The sequence below is a fragment of the uncultured Serinicoccus sp. genome, from assembly GCF_947487915.1.
GTDB lineage: Bacteria > Actinomycetota > Actinomycetes > Actinomycetales > Dermatophilaceae > Ornithinicoccus.
This window is the reverse complement of sequence record NZ_CANKYH010000011.1, coordinates 50,856-68,996: the sequence shown is the minus strand read 5'-3', so window position 1 is coordinate 68,996 and position 18,141 is coordinate 50,856. Positions and strand designations below refer to the sequence as shown.

The following is an 18,141-nucleotide window of genomic DNA, read 5'->3' as shown; positions in this document are numbered from 1 at the left end:
CCCTGCGCGCCGGCCGCTAGGACGGGTCGGTCCGCGCCAGGAGCTCCCGGGCGCGGCCCAGCGTCGGGACGGCGTCCAGCAGCGCCGGGCCCGGCTCCGGGGGGCCGCCCGTGGCCGTCACCACGGTGACGGCCACCCGCCGTGCGCCCTCGGCGACCCGGGCGCGCACCTGCTCGGCGACCTCCTCGGGCGGGGTCCCGACGGCCACGGTCTGGAAGACGAGCACATCGGGCTCCCCCTCCCGTCCCGCGCGGGCCCTCGCCTCGCGCACCGCGGCCACGGCTCGCGGCAGGTGCTCCGCCACGTCGACGACCACCCCGTCGCCGAGCTCGCCGGCCAGGGCCAGGGTCCGCGGTCCCTGCGCGCCCACGAGCAGCGGGGGCACCTGCTCCGGCGGCCAGTCCAGCGCCACCTCCTCGAGGGCGACGTAGCGCCCCTGCCGCGACACCTGCTCCCCGTGCAGGAGGCACTGCAGCGCCTCGACCTGCTCACGCAGCAGCGTCATGGGTGAGTCGACCCGGGCGCCGGTCTGTCCCATCCAGCCCTGCACCCCGTGACCGACCGCCGGCAGGAAGCGCCCGGGGAAGAGCCGGGCGAGGGTCGCGATCTCCATGGCGGTGAGCGCCACGTTGCGCAGCGGCACCGGCATGAGGGCGATCCCCACCCGCAGGGTCGAGGTCCACGCGAGGGCGGCCGCCGCGGGCGCGACCCCGCTCTCCTTGAAGCAGTCCTCCCACAGCCACAGCTCGTCCACCCCGGCGGCCTCCGCGGCCCGGGCCACCTCCCGCAGCCGCTCCGGGGGCTGGTCGGGCGGGAAGATCAGGCCGAGGGGCGTCATACGCGTCACCGTAGCCCCGGCGGGAGCGGCGCAGGGTGTCGGGCGCAGCCCCTGGGTGAGGGGGGTCTGGGGCGCAGCCCCAGCGGGGGGTGCCCGGGGGCGGAGCCCCTGGGTGAGGGGGGTCTGGGGCGCAGCCCCAGCGGGGGGTGCCCGGGGGCGGAGCCCCTGGGTGAGGTGGAACACTGTCCATCTGCCGCGCGTTGACGGGCAGAAGAATCACTGCCGGACCACCGACCAGGAGGACCGGGGGCTCCCGTGGGCCCCCGAACGTCATTGATATGAGCACTGCCCCGACCAAGAGGCCCAGCAAGCGGCCCAAGCCCAGCCCGTGGATGTGGGTCTTCCTCTTCCTCGGCCTGGGGATCCTGTGGTACTCGCTGCTGTCGCAGAGCCCCTACAGCAGGATCGACACCGCTGACGCGCTCCAGCTGATCGAGGACGGACAGGTCGCCGAGGCGGTCGTGACGCCGGACCGCATCGACCTCACCCTGCGGGAAGGGGAGACCTTCTCCAGCGACGACGTCCGGGAGACCGACCAGGTGCAGGCGTTCTACGTCGACGCCCGCGGCCCGCAGGTCATCGAGACGCTCGACGCCAACCCGCCGTCGGAGCGGTGGACCGACGACCCGGCCCGTCAGAACGTCTTCGTCTCCATCCTGGTCAACTTCCTGCCGCTGCTGCTCATCCTGGCGCTCTTCCTGTGGCTGATGACCCGGATGCAGGGCGGCGGGCGAGGCGTCATGCAGTTCGGCAAGTCCAAGGCCAAGCTCGCGACGAAGGACATGCCCAAGGTCACCTTCGCCGACGTCGCCGGCTCCGACGAGGCCGTGGAGGAGCTGCACGAGATCAAGGAGTTCCTCTCCGAGCCCCGCAAGTTCCTGGAGGTGGGCGCCAAGATCCCCAAGGGCGTGCTGCTCTACGGCCCGCCCGGCACCGGCAAGACCCTCCTCGCCCGGGCTGTCGCCGGCGAGGCCGGGGTGCCGTTCTACTCCATCTCCGGCTCGGACTTCGTCGAGATGTTCGTCGGCGTGGGTGCCTCCCGCGTCCGCGACCTCTTCGAGCAGGCCAAGGAGAACGCCCCGGCGATCATCTTCGTCGACGAGATCGACGCCGTCGGCCGCCACCGCGGCGCCGGCATGGGTGGCGGGCACGACGAGCGGGAGCAGACGCTCAACCAGCTGCTCGTCGAGATGGACGGCTTCGACGTCAAGACCAACGTCATCCTCATCGCCGCCACCAACCGGCCCGACATCCTCGACCCGGCGCTCCTGCGCCCGGGCCGCTTCGACCGGCAGATCGCGGTCGAGGCCCCCGACATGCTCGGTCGCCTGCACATCCTGCAGGTGCACGGGAAGGGCAAGCCGCTGGCCGACGTCGACCTCATGGCGATCGCGCGGCGCACGCCGGGCTTCTCCGGTGCCGACCTGGCCAACGTGCTCAACGAGGCCGCCCTGCTCACCGCCCGCAAGAACGAGCAGGTCATCACCGACGCCGACCTCGACGAGGCGATCGACCGCGTCATGGCCGGCCCGCAGAAGCGGACCCGGGTCATGAGCGCGAAGGAGAAGAAGATCACCGCCTACCACGAGGGCGGCCACGCCCTCGTCGCCGCGGCGATGAACCACACCGACCCGGTGAGCAAGGTGACCATCCTGCCCCGCGGCCGGGCGCTCGGCTACACCATGGTGCTGCCCACCGACGACAAGTACTCCACCACCCGCAACGAGCTGCTGGACCAGCTCGCCTACGCGCTCGGTGGCCGGGTGGCCGAGGAGCTGGTCTTCCACGACCCCACCACCGGCGCCGCCAACGACATCGAGAAGGCGACCGGCCTCGCGCGCAAGATGGTCACGCAGTTCGGGATGTCCGAGCGGATCGGTGCGGTCAAGTTGGGCTCGGCGGGGGGCGAGGTCTTCCTCGGGCGCGACATGGGCCACGAGCGCGACTACTCCGAGAACCTCGCCGGCGTCGTCGACCAGGAGGTGCGCCGGCTCATCGAGGCCGCGCACGACGAGGCCTGGCACGCGCTCAACGACAACCGCGACATCCTCGACGCCCTCGTGCTCGAGCTGCTGGAGAAGGAGACCCTGAACGCCGACGCGATCGCCGCGGTCTTCACCGACATCCGGAGGCGTCCGGTGCGCCCGGTGTGGCTCTCCTCGGACGCCCGCACGATCCACGAGGCGGGCCCGGTGCTCACCGACGCGGAGCGGCGGGCCATGTCCAACGGCCACCACCCGCTGACCGAGGCCGGGGAGGAGAACCCCCCGGCCGAGGTGGTCCAGGTGCCCGAGGGCGGCCATGTCGACCCCGGTCACGCCTGAGTCGGGGGCGGGCGAGCCGCCCGCGAGCGGGCCCGTCGACCACGCCCGGATCGAGGCCGCGGTCCGGGAGATCCTGCTCGCGGTCGGCGAGGACCCGGACCGCGACGGGCTGCAGGGCACCCCGGCCCGGGTGGCCCGCTCCTACGCCGAGATCTTCGGCGGGTTGCAGCAGGACGCCCGGGAGGTCCTCGGCACCACCTTCGACGTCGACCACGACGAGATGATCCTCGTCAAGGACATCGAGCTCTACAGCGTCTGCGAGCACCACCTCGTGCCCTTCCACGGCTCGGCCCACGTCGCCTACATCCCCGGGCGGGACGGTCGGGTCGTCGGGCTGTCCAAGCTGGCCCGGCTCGTCGACGTCTACGCCCGCCGGCCCCAGGTCCAGGAGCGGCTGACCACCCAGGTCGCCGACGCCCTGGTCGAGCACCTCGCCCCCCGTGGGGTCCTCGTCGTCGTCGAGGCCGAGCACCTGTGCATGTCCATGCGCGGCGTGCGCCGCCCCGGGGCCCGCACCGTGACGTCCACCGTCCGCGGCCAGCTGCGCAACCCGGCCACCCGCGCCGAGGCGATGAGCCTCATCACCGGGCGCTGAGGGCGTCGTGAGCCACCGGCATACCTCGATCATGGGCGTCGTCAACGTCACGCCCGACTCCTTCAGCGACGGCGGCCGCTTCGTCGACCCCGCGGCCGCGGTCGCCCGCGGACGCGACCTCGCGGCGGCGGGCGCCGAGCTCATCGACGTCGGCGGTGAGTCGACACGGCCCGGCAGCAGCCGTCCGTCGGAGGACGAGGAGCGCGGACGCGTGCTGCCGGTCGTCTCCGCACTCGCGCAGGAGGGGTATGCCGTGTCGATCGACACCATGCGCGCGTCCGTCGCGCAGGCGGCCCTGGAGGCCGGAGCGGTCCTCGTCAACGACGTGTCCGGTGGGCTGGGCGACCCCGAGATGGGGCCGATGGTCGCGCAGACCGGTGCCCGCTACGTCGTCATGCACTGGCGGGGGCTGCTGAGCGACCCCACCGCCACCCACCACTACGACGACGTCGTGGGCGAGGTCTGCGCCGAGCTCGCCGACCGGGTGGACGCGCTGGTCGGGCTGGGCGTGCGCGAGGAGCAGCTGGTGCTGGACCCGGGCCTCGGCTTCTCCAAGGACGCGGGCCACAACTGGACGCTGCTGGCCGGGCTGGACCGGGTCGTCGCGCTCGGGCTGCCGGTGCTCGTCGGGGCCTCGCGCAAGCGTTTCCTCGGCCGGCTGCCCGCGCGCCCCGGTGCGCCGGTGCCCGACGAGCCCACCGCACCCCAGGAGCGCGACGTCGCGACGGCTGCCACGAGCCTGCTCGCCGCGCAGGCGGGTGCCTGGGCGGTGCGGGTGCACGAGGTGGGACCGACCCGAGACGCGCTCGCGGTGTGGGAGCTGACGCAGGGGGCTGCCGGTGCGCGGTGACCTGATCCGCCTCACCGGGGTCCGGGCCCGCGGGCACCACGGGGTCTTCGCGCACGAGCGGCGTGACGGGCAGGACTTCGTCGTCGACGTCACCCTGGAGGTCGACCTCGCCGACGCGGGTGCGAGCGACGACCTGTCCCGGACGGTGGACTACGGCGCGGTGGCCGCCGAGGTCGTCGCCGTGGTCGAGGGCGAGCCGCGCGACCTCGTCGAGACCGTCGCCGAGGAGATCGCCGCCCGCGTGCTGGTGCACCCCCTCGTCGAGGCGGTCGAGGTCACCGTGCACAAGCCGCAGGCACCCGTGGGGGTGCCCTTCGACGACGTCGCCGTCGTGGTGCGCCGGCGCACGGACGTGCCCGTGGTCATCGCGCTGGGCGCCAACCTCCCCGGCCCGGACGGGTCGGAGCCGTCGGAGACCGTGGCCCGCGCCGCGCGCCGGTTGCGCCGGATGCGCGGCCTGCACCGCGTCCGGGTCTCCCGCTCCTTCCGGACGGCCCCGGTGGGTGGTGAGGCGGTCGCCGGGCAGCCGGACTACGCCAACGCCGTCGCGGTGGCCCGCACCAGCCTCGCTCCCGCCTCGCTCCTCGCGTCCCTGCACCGGGTGGAGGCCGACCTGGGCCGCACCCGCGACGTGCGCTGGGAGGCCCGGACCGTGGACCTCGACCTCGTGCAGTACGGCGACCCCGCGACCGACGCCGACGTGCGCAGCGCCGACCCGGACCTCACGCTGCCGCACCCGCGCGCCCACGAGCGCGCCTTCGTGCTCGTGCCCTGGGACGAGGTCGACCCCGCCGCGACCCTGCGCGTCGGTGACCGGGCGGCGGCCGTGCGCGACCTCATACCGGACCTGGCCGGGCAGGCCGTAGTGCCGGTCGAGGACCCGCGGTGAGCACGCAGGACGGGGTGCGGGTCGGCACGGGCGCGGTCCTCTCCGTGCTCACCGCGATGGCCAGCTGGCTGCTGCTGCAGGTGGTGCGCTCGCTCGGCGGCGGCTACCCGGCGATCTCCTGGATCGGGCTCGTCCCGCTGGTCGCCGTGGCGCTGCTCGTGCTGGTCATGTGCTGGCAGATCCGGCGCTACCTCCTCGGGCGCGGCAGCGTCCGCCCCTCCCCGCAGCGCGGCCGGGGCACCCTCGTGGGGGCGCAGGCGGCCGCGCTGGGTGGCGCCGCGCTGCTGGGGTGGTATGCCGCGAACGCCCTGGTCCACCTGCCCAACGCCGATGTCCCGAGCGAGCGCGTGCAGCTGGTGTGGGGGCTCGTGCATGCTGCGGTGGCGCTGGGCCTGTCGGCGTCCGGCTACCTCGGTCAGGCGTGGTGCCGGATCCCCCCGACCGAGCACGACGACGATGACGACGACGGCGTGAGCGACGGCGACCTCGCCTACGGCTGAGACCAGGCGAGCGCGGCGGCCCGGCCCATCTTCCCTTCGGGACATCGGATTCTGGGGAGCGGGCCCCAGAGTCCGATGTCCAGAACTACTTGTCGATGTCCCCGACGACGAAGAACATCGAGCCGAGGATCGCCACCATGTCGGCGACGACGGTGCCGGGCAGCATCTCGTGCAGCACCTGCACGTTGTTGAAGGACGCCGAGCGCAGCTTGAGCCGGTGCGGCACGGTGTCGCCGCGGCTGACGAGGTAGTAGCCGTTGAAGCCGAGCGGGTTCTCCGACGCGAACCAGTGCTCCCCGGCCGGCACCTTGAGCTTCTTCGGCAGCTTGCTGCTCACCGGGCCCTCGCCCAGCTCGCGCAACCGGGCCGTGCACGCCTCGACGAGGTCGAGGCTGACCTCGATCTGCTCGGCCAGCACCTCGAGCCGGGCATAGCAGTCGCCGGCCTCGCGGGTCACCACCCGCCCGGGACCGCCCTCGGTGAAGAGCTCGGCGTAGGCGAGGTAGGGCTCGTCGCGGCGCAGGTCCACGTCGAGCCCGGACGCGCGCGCGATCGGGCCGGACACGCCATACCCCAGCACCGTCTCGAGGTCGAGCACGCCGACCCCGCGGGTACGCCCCTGCAGGATCTCGTTGCCCAGCACCAGGCCGGTGAGGGCCGGCATCCGGCCGCGGACCGTCGCGACCGCGGCGTCGACCCGGTCCAGCCACCCCTCGGGCAGGTCGTGCAGCAGCCCGCCGACCCGGGTGGCCATGAAGTGCATCCGGCCGCCGGAGAACTCCTCCATGACCGCCTGGATCTCCTCCCGCTCGCGGAAGGAGTAGAACATCGGGGTGATGGCGCCGAGCTCGTGCGGGTAGGACCCGAGGAACATGAGGTGGTTGAGCACCCGGCCGAGCTCGCTGAGCAGGGTCCGCGTCCAGGTCGCCCGCTCGGGCACCTCCATGCCGAGCAGGTGCTCGACGGTGAGCGCGACCCCCACCTCGTTGTTGAACGCCGAGAGCCAGTCGTGGCGGTTGGCGAGCACCATGATCTGCCGGTAGTCGCGGACCTCGAAGAGCTTCTCCGCGCCCCGGTGCATGTAGCCGATGACCGGCTCGGCGGCCGTGATGCGCTCGCCGTCGGCGGTGATCCGCAGCCGCAGCACGCCGTGGGTCGCCGGGTGCTGCGGGCCGATGTTGAGCACCATCTCGGTGGTGGAGAGCCCACCCACGCCGGCGGCACCCAGGGTCACGTCCACGTCTCGGGTGCTCACGCCCTCACCCTATGCCCGGGGCCGAGGCGTCGCCGGGCGCTGGTCCCACCGGCACGAGCAGCCACCAGAAGTCGCCCAGGGCTGCGCCGGTGAGCGTCGTCAGGGCGGCCCGCCGGGCGAGTCCTGCGAGGTATGCCGGTGGGTCGGTCCGCGACAGCGCGTGCGGCACCTTGGTCCCGGGATCACCGAGGAGGTCGCGCAGCAGGTCGCGCTGGCGGGCCAGCCGGGGCCTGCCTCCCGCGCGTCCGGTGTCCGGTTCGCCTCCCGCGCGTCCGATGCGGAGGTGGGCGAGGAGGGCGTCCACGGCGACGTGCGCCGTCAGGTCGCAGCTGCCGTCCGGCACGGGGGGGACCTCGCGACCGCCGCGGAAGCCGGTGAGGGTGCCGTGCGGCGGCCGGTCCTCCGCCGTGTGGCCGTAGTCGACCATCACCACCAGGCCGCTGCGGACCCGGCCCACGAGGTCGGCGAGCGCAGCCTCCCGGGGCCGGCCCACCTCGCCCCGCCGGTCCGACCCGTCGTCGTCGTCGAGCCAGCGGCGCACCCAGGCGAGGTCGTCGCCGCGCAGCACCGGGCCGAGATGCTCGGTGCCGTCCGGGGCGACGGCGAGGGAGCGCCACACCCCTGTCGCGTCGCGGGCCACCACGGGGCACGGGACGACGTCGAGCCACTCGTGCGCGAGGACCAGGGTCTGCGGGAGGTCGCGCAGCTCGTCGGGCAGCGCCGCGCCGCCGGGGGAGACCAGCCACGCGTCGACGTCGAGCCCCGTGGGTCGCGCGACGACATCGACCCCGGTCAGGTGCAACGACGGGTCCAGCCGCCGGAGCTGCGTGAGCAGCTCGCCGCGGCCGCACCCGAGGTCGACGACGCGCCGGCATCCGTGCCGGCGCGCGAGGGCGACGACCGCGGCGGCCAGCAGCTCCCCACCCCCGGGGATGCCCTGGGCCGAGGTCGCGAAGTGGGCGGACGGAGCGCTCGCGCGGTAGAAGCCGCCGGGGCCGTAGAGCGCCTGCTGCCAGGCCGGCTCCCAGCCCGTGGTCCCGTGCGGAGGTGCCGGGGCGCTCATCCCACTAGGGTGCCCCATCGTGGACCTTCTCGACATCGCCCGGATCCTGGGCGGCCTCGTCCTGCTCGTCGTGGGCGGGGAGTTCTTGGTACGCGGGGCCTCCAACCTCGCCACCCGCCTCGGCCTCAGCCCCCTGGTGGTGGGCCTGACCGTGGTGTCCGTCGCGACCTCGGCGCCGGAGTTCGCGGTCACCGTCGGGGCGGTCCTGGACGGGCAGCCCGAGCTCGCGGTGGGCAATGTCGTGGGCTCCAACATCGCCAACATCCTGCTCATCCTGGGGATCGCGGCACTCGTGCTGCCGCTCGTGGTGCGCGAGCAGCTGGTCAAGATCGACGTGCCGGTGATGGTCGGTCTGTCGGTGGCGCTGCTGCTGGTGGTTCTCGACGGGGTGATCTCGACCGTGGAGGGGCTGCTCCTGCTGGGCGTCATGGTCGCCCACACCGTCCTCACCGTCGTCGTCGGCAGGAGGAAGCAGCGCCGGGAGCTGCGCAAACGTCGGGCCCCCGCGGCCCGCGAGGGGGAGCCGATGGGGGTCCTGCCGGCCCTCGGTCTCGTGGTCGGGGGGGTGGCGCTGCTCGTGCTCGGTGCCAACCTCCTGGTCGCGGGCGCGGTGAACATCGCCGCGGCGCTCGGCGTCAGCGGTCTCGTCGTCGGGCTGACCGTGGTGGCCGTGGGTACCTCGCTGCCGGAGCTGGCGGCCTCCGTCATCGCCGCGGTCCGCGGCGAGCGCGACCTCGCGGTCGGCAATGTCGTCGGCAGCTGCATCGCCAACATCGGTCTGGTGCTCGGGGTGCCTGCGATCATCTCCTCCGGCGGGCTGCCGGTGCCCTTCCCGGCGATCGCCTTCGACATCCCGCTCATGGTCGCCTGCACCGTGGCGCTCGCGCCGGTCGTCTTCACCGGTTTCACGGTCGCCCGCTGGGAGGGCGGTCTCTTCGTGCTGCTGTATGCCGCCTACACCGCCTTCGTGGTCCTCAACGCGACCCGGCACGAGGCGCTCCAGGGCTTCGAGATCGTCATGGTGATCTTTGTGCTGCCCCTCGTCGCGCTCACCCTCATCGTCACCGCCACCTTCGAGGCCGGCGTGCTGGCCGAGCGACGTCGGGTGCGGCAGAAGGTGGCCGACGGGGAGCCCGTGCCGTGATGTCGTTTTCCTGCTAGACCCGGCGCGTCGCGTGTCCCACCATGGAGGGGTGCGCACCACCCACCTCCACCTCGACCACGACCGCTGCGCCGCGGTCGTGCGCAGCAAGGACCCCCGGTTCGACGGCTGGTTCGTCACCGGGGTGCTGAGCACGAGGATCTACTGCCGCCCCAGCTGTCCGGCCATCACGCCGCAGGTGCGCAACATGCGCTTCTACCCGAGCGCGGCGGCCGCCCAGGGCGCCGGCTTCCGGGCCTGCAAACGCTGCCTCCCGGACGCGACGCCGGGGTCCCCGCAGTGGCACGTGCGGGGTGATGTCGTGGCCCGGGCGGTGCGGCTCGTCGCCGACGGGGTGGTGGACCGGGAGGGTGTCTCCGGACTGGCGGCCCGGCTGGGGTACTCGGTGCGTCAGCTCGAGCGGCTCGTGCAGGCCGAGCTCGGCGCGGGGCCGCTCGCCCTCGCCCGGGCGCAGCGGGCCCAGGCCGCACGGCTGCTCATCGAGGGGACCACGCTGGCGATGGTCGACGTCGCCCACGCCGCCGGCTTCTCCAGCACCCGCTCCTTCAACGCCACGGTGCGTGAGGTGTATGCCGCCGCGCCCTCCGAGCTGCGCGCCGCCGCGAGGCGGCGTCGTCCGGCTCCGGGGTCGTCCGCGGGGGACCGGCCGGGCGGTCCCGCCCCGGTCAGCATCACCCTGCGGCTGCCGTTCCGGCCGCCGCTGCACGTGCCCAGCCTCTTCGGCCACCTCGTGGCGACGTCCGTCCGGGGCCCGGAGGCGTGGTCCGACGGGGCCCTGACCCGCGCGGTGCGGCTGCCGGGCGGACCGGCCCTGCTCGTGCTGCGCCCCGGTGCGGAGGGGGAGCGGCACGTCGGCGTCACCCTGCGGCTCACCGACGTCGCCGACCTGGCGGCCGCCATCGGACGCTGCCGACGGCTGCTGGACCTCGACGCCGACCCGGTCGCCGTCGACGAGCACCTCGGGGCCGATCCGAGGCTGGCCCCGCTCGTGCACGCGCACCCCGGCGTCCGGCTCCCCGGGGCCGTGGACGCCGACGAGCTGGCCCTGCGGGTGGTCCTGAGCCAGCAGGTCTCCACCGCCGCGGCCGGCACCCACGCGGCCCGTCTCGTCCAGGCGCTGGGGGAGCCGCTGCCGGAGCCGATGACCGGGCAGGTGACCCACCTCTTCCCCACGCCGGAGGCTGTCGCGGACGCGTCCGCCGAGCAGATGCCCGCCATGCCGGCGTCGCGCCAGCGCACCCTGCGGACGGTCGCCCGGGCGCTCGCCGAGGGCGACCTGCGGCTCGGGCCGGGGGCCGACCGGCAGGAGGCGCGCGAGGGGCTGCTCGCGCTGCCCGGCGTCGGCCCGTGGACGGCGGAGATGGTCCTGCTGCGCGGCCTGGGCGACCCCGACGCCTTCCCGTCCACCGACCTGGGCGTCAAGGTCACGGCGGCCGCGGCCGGGGTGCCGGCCGGCGCGGGTCTGCTGCAGCACGCCGAGGCCTGGCGCCCCTGGCGCAGCTACGCCACCGCCGTCCTGTGGGCGGCCTCCGACCACGCCGCCGCGACACTGCCCGCCACCCCAGCGCCCTCGCCCCGCCGGGGCGACGGCATACCCCCGGCCAGCAAGGAGACCCCATGACCGTCCACCTCACGACCGACTCCCCGGTCGGACCCCTCCGCCTGCGCAGCGACGGCGAGCACCTCACCGGGGTGTTCTTCGTCGAGCACCGGCACGCGCCCGACGACCTGGGCGAGGCGGTCGACGGGGCCCTGGCGCCGCCGGTGCTGCGGGAGACCGCCCGTCAGCTGCAGGAGTACTTCGCGGGTGACCGCACCGGGTTCGACCTGCCGACGGACGCGCCGGGCACCGACTTCCAGCAGCGGGTCTGGGCCCAGCTGCGGGCCATCCCCTACGGCCGGACCTGGTCCTACGGCGAGCTCGCCCGCGCTCTGGGGGCCCCCGGTGCCTCCCGCGCCGTCGGGCTCGCCAACGGCCGCAACCCGCTGTCCATCGTCGTGCCCTGCCACCGGGTGGTGGGGGCGGACGGCTCGATCACCGGCTACGGCGGCGGGGTCGAGCGCAAGCAGGTGCTCCTGGACCTGGAACGGTCACGGACCGCGCCCACGCTGCCCGTCTGACCGCTGGCCGTCACCGCGGTCGCGGCTCGACGCGGTGCGGGGGGCACGCCCGCCGCCGACTACCCTGGAAGGGTGAGCGAGCCGACCCGACCGAGCGTGCCCGAGACCGACCTGCCCGAGCAGATCGCGGTCCGCCAGGGCAAGCGTCAGGCCATGCTCGACGCCGGGGTGGACCCCTACCCCGTCGAGGTGCCGGTCACGCACACCCTCGCCCAGGTCCGCGAGGGCTGGGTGCACCTGGAGACCGGTGAGGAGACCGACGACGTGGTCGGTGTCGCCGGCCGGGTGATGTTCGTCCGCAACACCGGGAAGCTCTGCTTCGCCTCGCTGCAGTCCGGGGACGGCACCCGCCTGCAGGCCATGCTCTCCCTCGCCGAGGTCGGCCAGGAGGCCCTGGACCGGTGGAAGGCGTGGGTGGACCTGGGCGACCACGTCTTCGTCGAGGGCCGCGTCATCAGCTCGCGTCGCGGTGAGCTGTCGGTCATGGCCACCTCCTGGCGCATGGCGTCCAAGGCCCTGCGGCCGCTGCCGGTGCTGCACAAGGAGCTCTCCGAGGAGCAGCGCGTGCGCCAGCGGTACGTCGACCTGCTGGTGCGCGAGGACGCGCGCCAGATGGTGCTGAAGCGGGCGGCCCTGACCCGCGCGGTGCGCCGGGTGCTCGAGGGCGACGGCTACGTCGAGGTCGAGACGCCGGTCCTGCAGGCCCTGCACGGCGGTGCCAACGCCCGCCCCTTCAACACCCACCTCAACGCCTTCGACCTGCCGATGACGTTGCGCATCGCGCTGGAGCTGCACCTCAAGCGGGCCGTGGTCGGCGGGGTGGAGCGGGTCTACGAGATCGGGCGCATCTTCCGCAACGAGGGCATCGACTCCACCCACTCGCCCGAGTTCACCATGCTGGAGTGCTACCAGTCCTACGGCGACCAGTTCACCATGGCCGACCTCATGCGGCGGATGATCCTGGCGGCCGCGGACGAGATCGGGAGCCGGCAGGTGGAGAGCGCGGCCGGGACCATCGACCTGGACGCCGAGTGGGCGTGGCTGTCCTTCTACGACGGTCTGTCCGCGGCGATGGGGGAGCGGGTCGACGTCGAGACGCCGGTCGACGACCTGCGGCGGCTGGCGGCCGTCCACGAGGTGCCGGTCCAGCCCGGCTGGGGCGCGGACAAGATCGCCCTGGAGATCTTCGGCGACGTCGTCGAACCGACCCTCGTCCAGCCGACCTTCGTCTGCGACTACCCGGCGATCGCCCAGCCGCTGGCCCGTCCGCACCGCGACCGGCCCGGGCTGGTCGAGGCCTGGGACCTCATCATCGGCGGGATCGAGCGGGGCACCGCCTTCTCCGAGCTGGTCGACCCCGAGATCCAGCGGGCCCGGCTCACCGAGCAGTCCCTCCTGGCGGCCGGTGGGGACGCCGACGCCATGCAGCTGGACGAGGACTTCCTGCGGGCGCTGGAGTACGCCGCCCCGCCGATGGGGGGCCTCGGTATGGGGCTCGACCGGGTGCTCATGCTGCTCACCGGCAGCGGTGTGCGCGAGACCATCCTCTTCCCCTTCCTCAAGCCGGAGGCCTGATGGGCGAGATCCTGCACGAGGGATGGATGATCCTGGCCGCGCTGCTTCCCTCGGCCGGGCTGCTCTACCTCTTCTACGTCGTGATGAAGCACATGGTGGAGGGCGACCGTCGGGAACGCGCGGCCCAGCGGGCGGCGGACCGCGAGGCGGACCGTGCTGTGGACCCGGGCGACGGAGGTGGGCCGGGTCGTGCGGTGACCGACCCCGGGCAGGGCGCCGACCCTGCCGACCGCTCCTGAGCATCCTCTCCGGGCGACCGCATTGCCAGGATTTCTCAAGAATTCCCGAATGAAATGTGCTGACTTTCGCACGGCGAGGAAATAGCGCTAGTCTTCTCCTGCGGCGCAACCTGTAGCGGCGCATGCTCGGCACAAAGGAGAAGAAATGGCACAGCGAGTGCAGGTCATCCTGGTGGATGACCTCAGTGGTGGGGAGGCGAACCAGACCGTGGAGTTCGCCTTGGACGGGGTTCACTACGAGATCGACCTCAGCGACGAGAACGCCGCGAAGCTACGTGAGGACTTCGCGACGTGGATCGGTCAGGCCCGTCGGGCCGGCGGTCGTCGCCAGACCCGGCGGCGCGGCACCACCGCGGCGGCCGGAGGTCGCAGCGACGAGCTCGCGAAGGTCCGTGAGTGGGGCCGGGAGAACGGCTACAAGGTCAGCGCCCGTGGCCGCGTCTCGCAGGAGCTCCAGGACGCCTACGCGGCGGCCCACTGACCTCTTCGAGGCCTGCAGAAAGGGCTGGCATCCCCGTGCGGGGGTGTCAGCCCTTTCTCGCTGCCCACTCCCTGCGCCCTCAGACCCGGTCCATCGTGATCTGCTCGAGATCGGCGTCGCCCGAGGCCGCGGCCTCGACCTCGCCCCACTCCCGGGGCAGGGCCACCTGGGGTCGTTCCCGGGCCCGCAGCGACCACGGGCAGATGGTGGTCTTGGCGCCATTGTTCTGGCTCCAGTCCAGAAAGACCTTGTGTGAGCGCAGAGATTTGCTCATGCGTGCGGTCACGAGGTCCGGATGGTCCTCGGCTAGCTTTTCGGCGAGGGCCTTGGTGACGGCGCTCACCTCGTCGGCACCACGGGTGCCCTCGAGCCCGGCATACAGCTGCATGCCTTTGGACCCGCTCGTCACCGGCCGCGACTCCAGGCCCACGGCCTCCAGGCGCTCCCGGACGAGGAGGGCCACCCGGGAGCACTCCTGCAGGCCGGCGCCGGGCCCGGGGTCCAGGTCGACCACGAGCCGGTCCGGCGGCAGCGCGGCACCGTCGTCGTCGACCCGCCACTGGGGGACGTGCAGCTCCAGGCTGCCGAGGTTGACGAGGTAGACCAGCACGGCCAGATCGGTCACCAGGGGGAAGGTGAGGTGGGTGTGGCCCCGGGAGGACCCGGGTGTCGGCAGGGTCACCCGGGGCAGCCAGTCCGGCGCCCCGGAGGGCAGGTTCTTCTCGAAGAAGTGCGCCCCGGTCACCCCCTCCGGCCACCGGATGCGGGTCACCGGCCGGTCCGCGAGCTCAGGCAGGATCTGCTCGGCGTGGGTGACGTAGTAGGTGAGCACCTCCCCCTTGGTGGTCCCGGTGGCGGGGTAGAGGACCTTGTCCAGGTTGCTCACCCGCAGGGTGCGCCCGGCCACGCTCACCTGCTGGCTGCTCATGGGGCCTCCTCGGCGGGCCCGGCCAGGTCGGCCGCTGCCAGATCGGGGCGGACGCCCTGGAACGACGGCTGTCGCAGCCGGCCGGCCGTGCCGTCGGCGCCCAGCGCGGCGACGTCGACGACCACCTGTGGTCGCAGCCAGGTGGAGCCGCGCGCCTCGACGGGCGGGATCGGGGCGTCGAAGGGGTAGTCCCCGGCAGGCACCCCGGCCAGGAGCCGCTGGAGGTGCTCACCGGCGCGCCCGGCCAGCCCGCTGCCGACCCGGCCGCGGTACCGCAGCCGCAACGACCCGTCCGCGGCGAGCTGCGGCATACCGTCGGGGCCGCGCAGCGGCAGGCCGACGTGCACCGCGCCGATGCGGCCCGGGCGGTCGGTCTCGGGCCGCCACCCGCCGACGACCACCGACACCCGTTCGCGGTGCGGGAACTTCACCCAGACGGCGCTGCGCCTCCCCGGTTGGTATGCCGCGTCCCGACGCTTGCTCACCACCCCCTCGAGGTGCTGCTCGCGGGTGGCGGCGAGCAGCATCGCGCCGTCGTCGTAGACGGGGGAGAGCTGGATGCCCGGCACGTCCTCCACGATCTGCTCCAGCGCCTCCCGGCGCGCCGACCAGGGGAGTGCGGTGAGGTCGAGCCCGTCCAGACGCAGCAGGTCGAAGGCGACGTAGGTGGCGGGGCGGGCGGCGGCCAGGCGCTCCGCGGCGGCACCTCGGCCCACGTGGACCCGCTCGACGACGTGGCTGAAGGAGGGACGGCCCTCGACCAGGCAGACCGCCTCGCCGTCCAGCAGCAGGTCCTCCGCGACCCCACCCAGACCGGCGAGCTCGGGGAAGGCGTGCGCGATGTCGCGCTCGCCCCGGGTCAGCAGCCGCAGCCGGCCCCCGGTGACGTCGGCCAGCAGCCGGATCCCGTCCCACTTGATCTCGTGCACCCACCCCGGGCCCGTCGGGGGGAGGGCCGGGACCCCTCCCGGGGTGGCGAGCATGGGGCGCATGGGTCCATCCTGGGGTGCGTGAGAGCGATCTGGAAGGGTGCCGTCTCGTTCGGGCTGGTCAACGTACCCGTGCGGTTGTACTCCGCCACCGAGAACCACGACCTGAGCTTCCACCAGGTCCGCCGCAGCGACGGCAGCCGCATCCGCTACAAGCGGGTGGCGCAGGCCGACGGCGAGGAGGTGGCCTACAAGGACATCGCCAAGGCCTACGAGACCGACGACGGCAAGACGGTCGTGCTCACCGACGAGGACCTCGCGAGCCTGCCCAACCGCAGCAGCAAGGAGATATCGGTCGAGCAGTTCGTGCCGCGCGAGCAGATCGACCCGATCCTCTACGACAAGGCCTACTACCTCGAGCCCGACGCCATGGGGGCCAAGGCCTACGGGCTGCTGCGCGAGGCGCTGCGCGAGTCCGACCGCGTCGCCGTGGTCACCGTCTCGGTCCGCAGCCGGATGACGATGGCGGTGCTGCGGGTGCGGGAGGACGACGCCGCGATCGTCCTGCAGACCCTGCTCTGGCCCGACGAGATCCGGACCTCCGAGCAGCTCGACCACCTCGACGAGGTGAGCGAGCCCAAGAAGGACGAGGTCGCGATGGCGCGGATGCTCGTGGACTCGATGTCCGGCGACTTCGAGCCTGAGGGGCACGTCGACGACTTCAAGGAGGCCGTCGACGCGCTGGTGGAGAAGAAGATCAGCGGCGGAGAGGTCACCGAGAGCCCGGACGAGGAGGACGAGGCCGACAGCGGGGAGGTGGTCGACCTGCTGGCCGCGCTGCAGCGCTCGGTGGACCGGGCCAAGACGGGCCGGGGCGAGAGCTCCGGGGGTGGCAGCGGGTCGGGGGGCACGTCCTCGGCGAAGAAGTCCTCCGGAGGCTCGTCCTCCTCGACGAAGAAGTCCTCGGCAGGCACGTCCTCGTCGACCTCGAAGAAGGCGTCCACGAAGTCGTCGGGCACGAAGTCGTCGGGCACGAGGTCCAAGAAGGCGGGCTGACCGGCGGCACAGGCATACCTCGTGCCGCCGGACGGGCGGCACGGCCCGTCGGACGGGCGGCACGGGCTCACGTCCCGCACGATGCGCCCGGTATGCACGCGTCGTGCCCGTCTCGCGCCACCACCCACGTCGCCGGTCGCGGTGCGCTCCCCGGGGCGGGCACCGCCCGGAGCGGAGGGTCGCAGCGGCCTGTGGACAGTCTCGACGGACGGGTGGCCTGGCGCGGCAGGCTGCAGGTATGTCCGGACCCGACCCCGTCGCCGTCATCGCCCAGCTCGGGGGCTGCGCCACGACACGACAGCTGCGCGGCGCGGGCGCGCGGGCGCGGGACGTCGGGGCTGCCGTGCAGGAGGGACGGCTGGTGCGGGCCCGGCGCGGCCGCTACCGGCTGTCCTCCCTGCAGACCCACGCCGCGATCGCCCACCGGATGAGCGCCGTGCTCTCCCACCGCTCCGCGTGCGTGCAGCGCGGATGGCCGGTCAAGCAGGACCCGGAGTGGCCCGAGGTGGTCGTGCCGCGCAACCGCAACGTCTCCGCGGAGGACCAGCGTGAGGCCCTGGTGCGGTGGCGTCACCTGGGAGACGCCGACGCGGAGGACGGGGTGACGACGCCCCTGCGGACCGCCCTCGACTGCGGGCGGGACCTGCCCTTCGACGAGGCGCTCGCGGTGGCTGACTCGGCGCTGCGGTCCGGGCAGGTCGACCGCAGCCGGCTGCTCGAGGCCGCGCGCGTTGCCAGGGGTGCAGGCACACGGCAGCTGCGGCGGGTGGCCCTGCTCGCCGACGGACGTGCCGCCAACCCCTTCGAGTCGGTCTTGCGAGCGATCTGCCTGGAGGAAGGACTCGACGTCGTCTGCCAGCACCAGGTGGTCGCGCACGGACTGTGGGCGCAGGCCGACCTGGTCGACACCTCGCGCCGGCTGGTCATCGAGGCGGACAGCCACGAGTTCCACGCCACGAGGAGGGGGTTCCGCAAGGACGTCCGCCGCTACACCGAGATGGTCGTGTTCGGCTGGACGGTGCTGCGCTTCTCCTGGGAGGACGTCATGCTGCAGCCCGACTTCGTCCGGTGGGCGATCCGCTCGTGGGTCCGCGCCCGGGACGGCCACCCCGTACCCGCCCCGCCGCGCATGCCGGGGCGGCTGCGCTGAGGCATACCCGCGTGCCGTCGGACGGGCGGCACGGGCTCCCGTCGTGCATGTCACGCCCGGTATGCCGCGTCGTGCCCGTCGTCGGGCACCTGAAGAGGGGCGCACCCCGGGCCATTGCGCCGGGGGCGAACACGGAACATCGGTGGTGGACGAGGACGTTGACACCGACCAGACGCACGTACAGTG

At 73.6% G+C, this 18,141-nt stretch carries 18 protein-coding genes; 13 read left to right on the top strand and 5 right to left on the bottom strand.

The window, feature by feature from the left end; all coding sequences use genetic code 11:
• Positions 1 to 16: 16 nt before the first annotated feature.
• Positions 17 to 838 (bottom strand): LLM class flavin-dependent oxidoreductase, encoded by an 822-nt coding sequence (locus Q0795_RS15045; RefSeq protein WP_298890982.1) that lies wholly within the window; start codon positions 836 to 838, stop codon positions 17 to 19.
• A 278-nt stretch (positions 839 to 1,116) separates the two neighbouring features.
• On the opposite strand from Q0795_RS15045, the gene ftsH reads away from it, so the two are divergent.
• From ftsH to Q0795_RS15020, 5 genes are read left to right on the top strand one after another with little or no spacing between them, the layout of a single operon-like run.
• A complete protein-coding gene (ftsH, locus tag Q0795_RS15040; RefSeq protein WP_298890980.1) occupies positions 1,117 to 3,162 on the top strand; it encodes an ATP-dependent zinc metalloprotease FtsH in 2,046 nt (681 codons plus the stop codon).
• Positions 3,140 to 3,757, top strand: coding sequence for a GTP cyclohydrolase I FolE (folE, locus tag Q0795_RS15035; RefSeq protein WP_298890978.1), 618 nt, complete (start codon positions 3,140 to 3,142; stop codon positions 3,755 to 3,757). The genes ftsH and folE overlap by 23 nt, the downstream gene beginning before the upstream one ends.
• 7 nt (positions 3,758 to 3,764) lie before the next feature.
• Entirely contained in the window at positions 3,765 to 4,607 is an 843-nt protein-coding gene (gene folP / locus Q0795_RS15030) for a dihydropteroate synthase (RefSeq protein ID WP_298890976.1), read from the top strand.
• On the top strand, positions 4,597 to 5,496 hold the full coding sequence (gene folB / locus Q0795_RS15025) for a dihydroneopterin aldolase (RefSeq protein WP_298890974.1): 900 nt from the start codon (positions 4,597 to 4,599) through the stop codon (positions 5,494 to 5,496). The genes folP and folB overlap by 11 nt, the downstream gene beginning before the upstream one ends.
• Positions 5,493 to 5,996: a DUF3180 domain-containing protein gene (locus tag Q0795_RS15020; RefSeq protein WP_298890973.1), complete on the top strand. Its 504-nt coding sequence runs from the start codon at positions 5,493 to 5,495 to the stop codon at positions 5,994 to 5,996. The genes folB and Q0795_RS15020 overlap by 4 nt, the downstream gene beginning before the upstream one ends.
• 85 nt (positions 5,997 to 6,081) lie before the next feature.
• Here the strand turns inward: Q0795_RS15020 and Q0795_RS15015 are convergent, their stop codons facing one another.
• On the bottom strand, positions 6,082 to 7,251 hold the full coding sequence (locus Q0795_RS15015; protein ID WP_298890972.1) for an NADH-quinone oxidoreductase subunit D: 1,170 nt from the start codon (positions 7,249 to 7,251) through the stop codon (positions 6,082 to 6,084).
• A gap of 4 nt (positions 7,252 to 7,255) precedes the next feature.
• Positions 7,256 to 8,314 carry an SAM-dependent methyltransferase gene (locus tag Q0795_RS15010; protein ID WP_298890971.1) on the bottom strand — a complete coding sequence of 353 codons (1,059 nt, stop codon included), beginning with the start codon at positions 8,312 to 8,314 and terminating at the stop codon, positions 7,256 to 7,258.
• A gap of 19 nt (positions 8,315 to 8,333) precedes the next feature.
• Between Q0795_RS15010 and Q0795_RS15005 the strand changes: the two genes are divergently transcribed.
• The 6 genes from Q0795_RS15005 (at position 8,334) to Q0795_RS14980 (ending at position 13,892) form a co-directional block, all read left to right on the top strand.
• Positions 8,334 to 9,458, top strand: a complete 1,125-nt coding sequence (locus tag Q0795_RS15005) for a calcium/sodium antiporter (protein WP_298890969.1) — start codon at positions 8,334 to 8,336, stop codon at positions 9,456 to 9,458.
• Between the two features lie 49 nt (positions 9,459 to 9,507).
• A complete protein-coding gene (locus Q0795_RS15000) occupies positions 9,508 to 11,097 on the top strand; it encodes a DNA-3-methyladenine glycosylase 2 family protein (RefSeq protein ID WP_298890967.1) in 1,590 nt (529 codons plus the stop codon).
• A complete protein-coding gene (locus Q0795_RS14995; protein WP_298890965.1) occupies positions 11,094 to 11,597 on the top strand; it encodes a methylated-DNA--[protein]-cysteine S-methyltransferase in 504 nt (167 codons plus the stop codon). The genes Q0795_RS15000 and Q0795_RS14995 overlap by 4 nt, the downstream gene beginning before the upstream one ends.
• Positions 11,598 to 11,669: 72 nt before the next feature.
• The gene (gene lysS / locus Q0795_RS14990; RefSeq protein ID WP_298890963.1) at positions 11,670 to 13,172 is read left to right on the top strand and encodes a lysine--tRNA ligase; all 1,503 of its coding nucleotides are present in this window, start codon (positions 11,670 to 11,672) and stop codon (positions 13,170 to 13,172) included.
• Entirely contained in the window at positions 13,172 to 13,411 is a 240-nt protein-coding gene (locus tag Q0795_RS14985) for a hypothetical protein (protein ID WP_298890961.1), read from the top strand. The genes lysS and Q0795_RS14985 overlap by 1 nt, the downstream gene beginning before the upstream one ends.
• Positions 13,412 to 13,556: 145 nt before the next feature.
• Complete coding sequence (locus Q0795_RS14980) at positions 13,557 to 13,892, top strand: Lsr2 family protein (RefSeq protein ID WP_298890959.1); 336 nt, start codon at positions 13,557 to 13,559, stop codon at positions 13,890 to 13,892.
• 79 nt (positions 13,893 to 13,971) lie between these two features.
• Here the strand turns inward: Q0795_RS14980 and ligD are convergent, their stop codons facing one another.
• Both ligD and Q0795_RS14970 read right to left on the bottom strand, forming a co-directional pair.
• A complete protein-coding gene (gene ligD, locus Q0795_RS14975) occupies positions 13,972 to 14,820 on the bottom strand; it encodes a non-homologous end-joining DNA ligase (RefSeq protein ID WP_298890958.1) in 849 nt (282 codons plus the stop codon).
• Entirely contained in the window at positions 14,817 to 15,812 is a 996-nt protein-coding gene (locus tag Q0795_RS14970; protein ID WP_298890957.1) for a DNA ligase, read from the bottom strand. Before Q0795_RS14970 ends, ligD begins: the two co-directional genes overlap by 4 nt.
• An 18-nt stretch (positions 15,813 to 15,830) precedes the next feature.
• Between Q0795_RS14970 and Q0795_RS14965 the strand changes: the two genes are divergently transcribed.
• Both Q0795_RS14965 and Q0795_RS14960 read left to right on the top strand, forming a co-directional pair.
• Entirely contained in the window at positions 15,831 to 16,805 is a 975-nt protein-coding gene (locus Q0795_RS14965) for a Ku protein (RefSeq protein ID WP_298890956.1), read from the top strand.
• Between the two features lie 238 nt (positions 16,806 to 17,043).
• Entirely contained in the window at positions 17,044 to 17,955 is a 912-nt protein-coding gene (locus tag Q0795_RS14960) for a type IV toxin-antitoxin system AbiEi family antitoxin domain-containing protein (RefSeq protein ID WP_298890954.1), read from the top strand.
• Positions 17,956 to 18,141 lie beyond the last annotated feature (186 nt).

Coding starts and splice junctions, on each gene's coding strand:
- ligD (WP_298890958.1), bottom strand. CDS start 14,820: ATGAGCAGCCAGCAGGTGAGCGTGGCCGGGCGCACCCTGCGGGTGAGC.
- Q0795_RS14985 (WP_298890961.1), top strand. CDS start 13,172: ATGGGCGAGATCCTGCACGAGGGATGGATGATCCTGGCCGCGCTGCTT.
- folE (WP_298890978.1), top strand. CDS start 3,140: ATGTCGACCCCGGTCACGCCTGAGTCGGGGGCGGGCGAGCCGCCCGCG.
- Q0795_RS14995 (WP_298890965.1), top strand. CDS start 11,094: ATGACCGTCCACCTCACGACCGACTCCCCGGTCGGACCCCTCCGCCTG.
- Q0795_RS14960 (WP_298890954.1), top strand. CDS start 17,044: ATGTCCGGACCCGACCCCGTCGCCGTCATCGCCCAGCTCGGGGGCTGC.
- Q0795_RS15045 (WP_298890982.1), bottom strand. CDS start 838: ATGACGCCCCTCGGCCTGATCTTCCCGCCCGACCAGCCCCCGGAGCGG.
- ftsH (WP_298890980.1), top strand. CDS start 1,117: ATGAGCACTGCCCCGACCAAGAGGCCCAGCAAGCGGCCCAAGCCCAGC.
- Q0795_RS15010 (WP_298890971.1), bottom strand. CDS start 8,314: ATGAGCGCCCCGGCACCTCCGCACGGGACCACGGGCTGGGAGCCGGCC.
- Q0795_RS14970 (WP_298890957.1), bottom strand. CDS start 15,812: ATGCGCCCCATGCTCGCCACCCCGGGAGGGGTCCCGGCCCTCCCCCCG.
- Q0795_RS14980 (WP_298890959.1), top strand. CDS start 13,557: ATGGCACAGCGAGTGCAGGTCATCCTGGTGGATGACCTCAGTGGTGGG.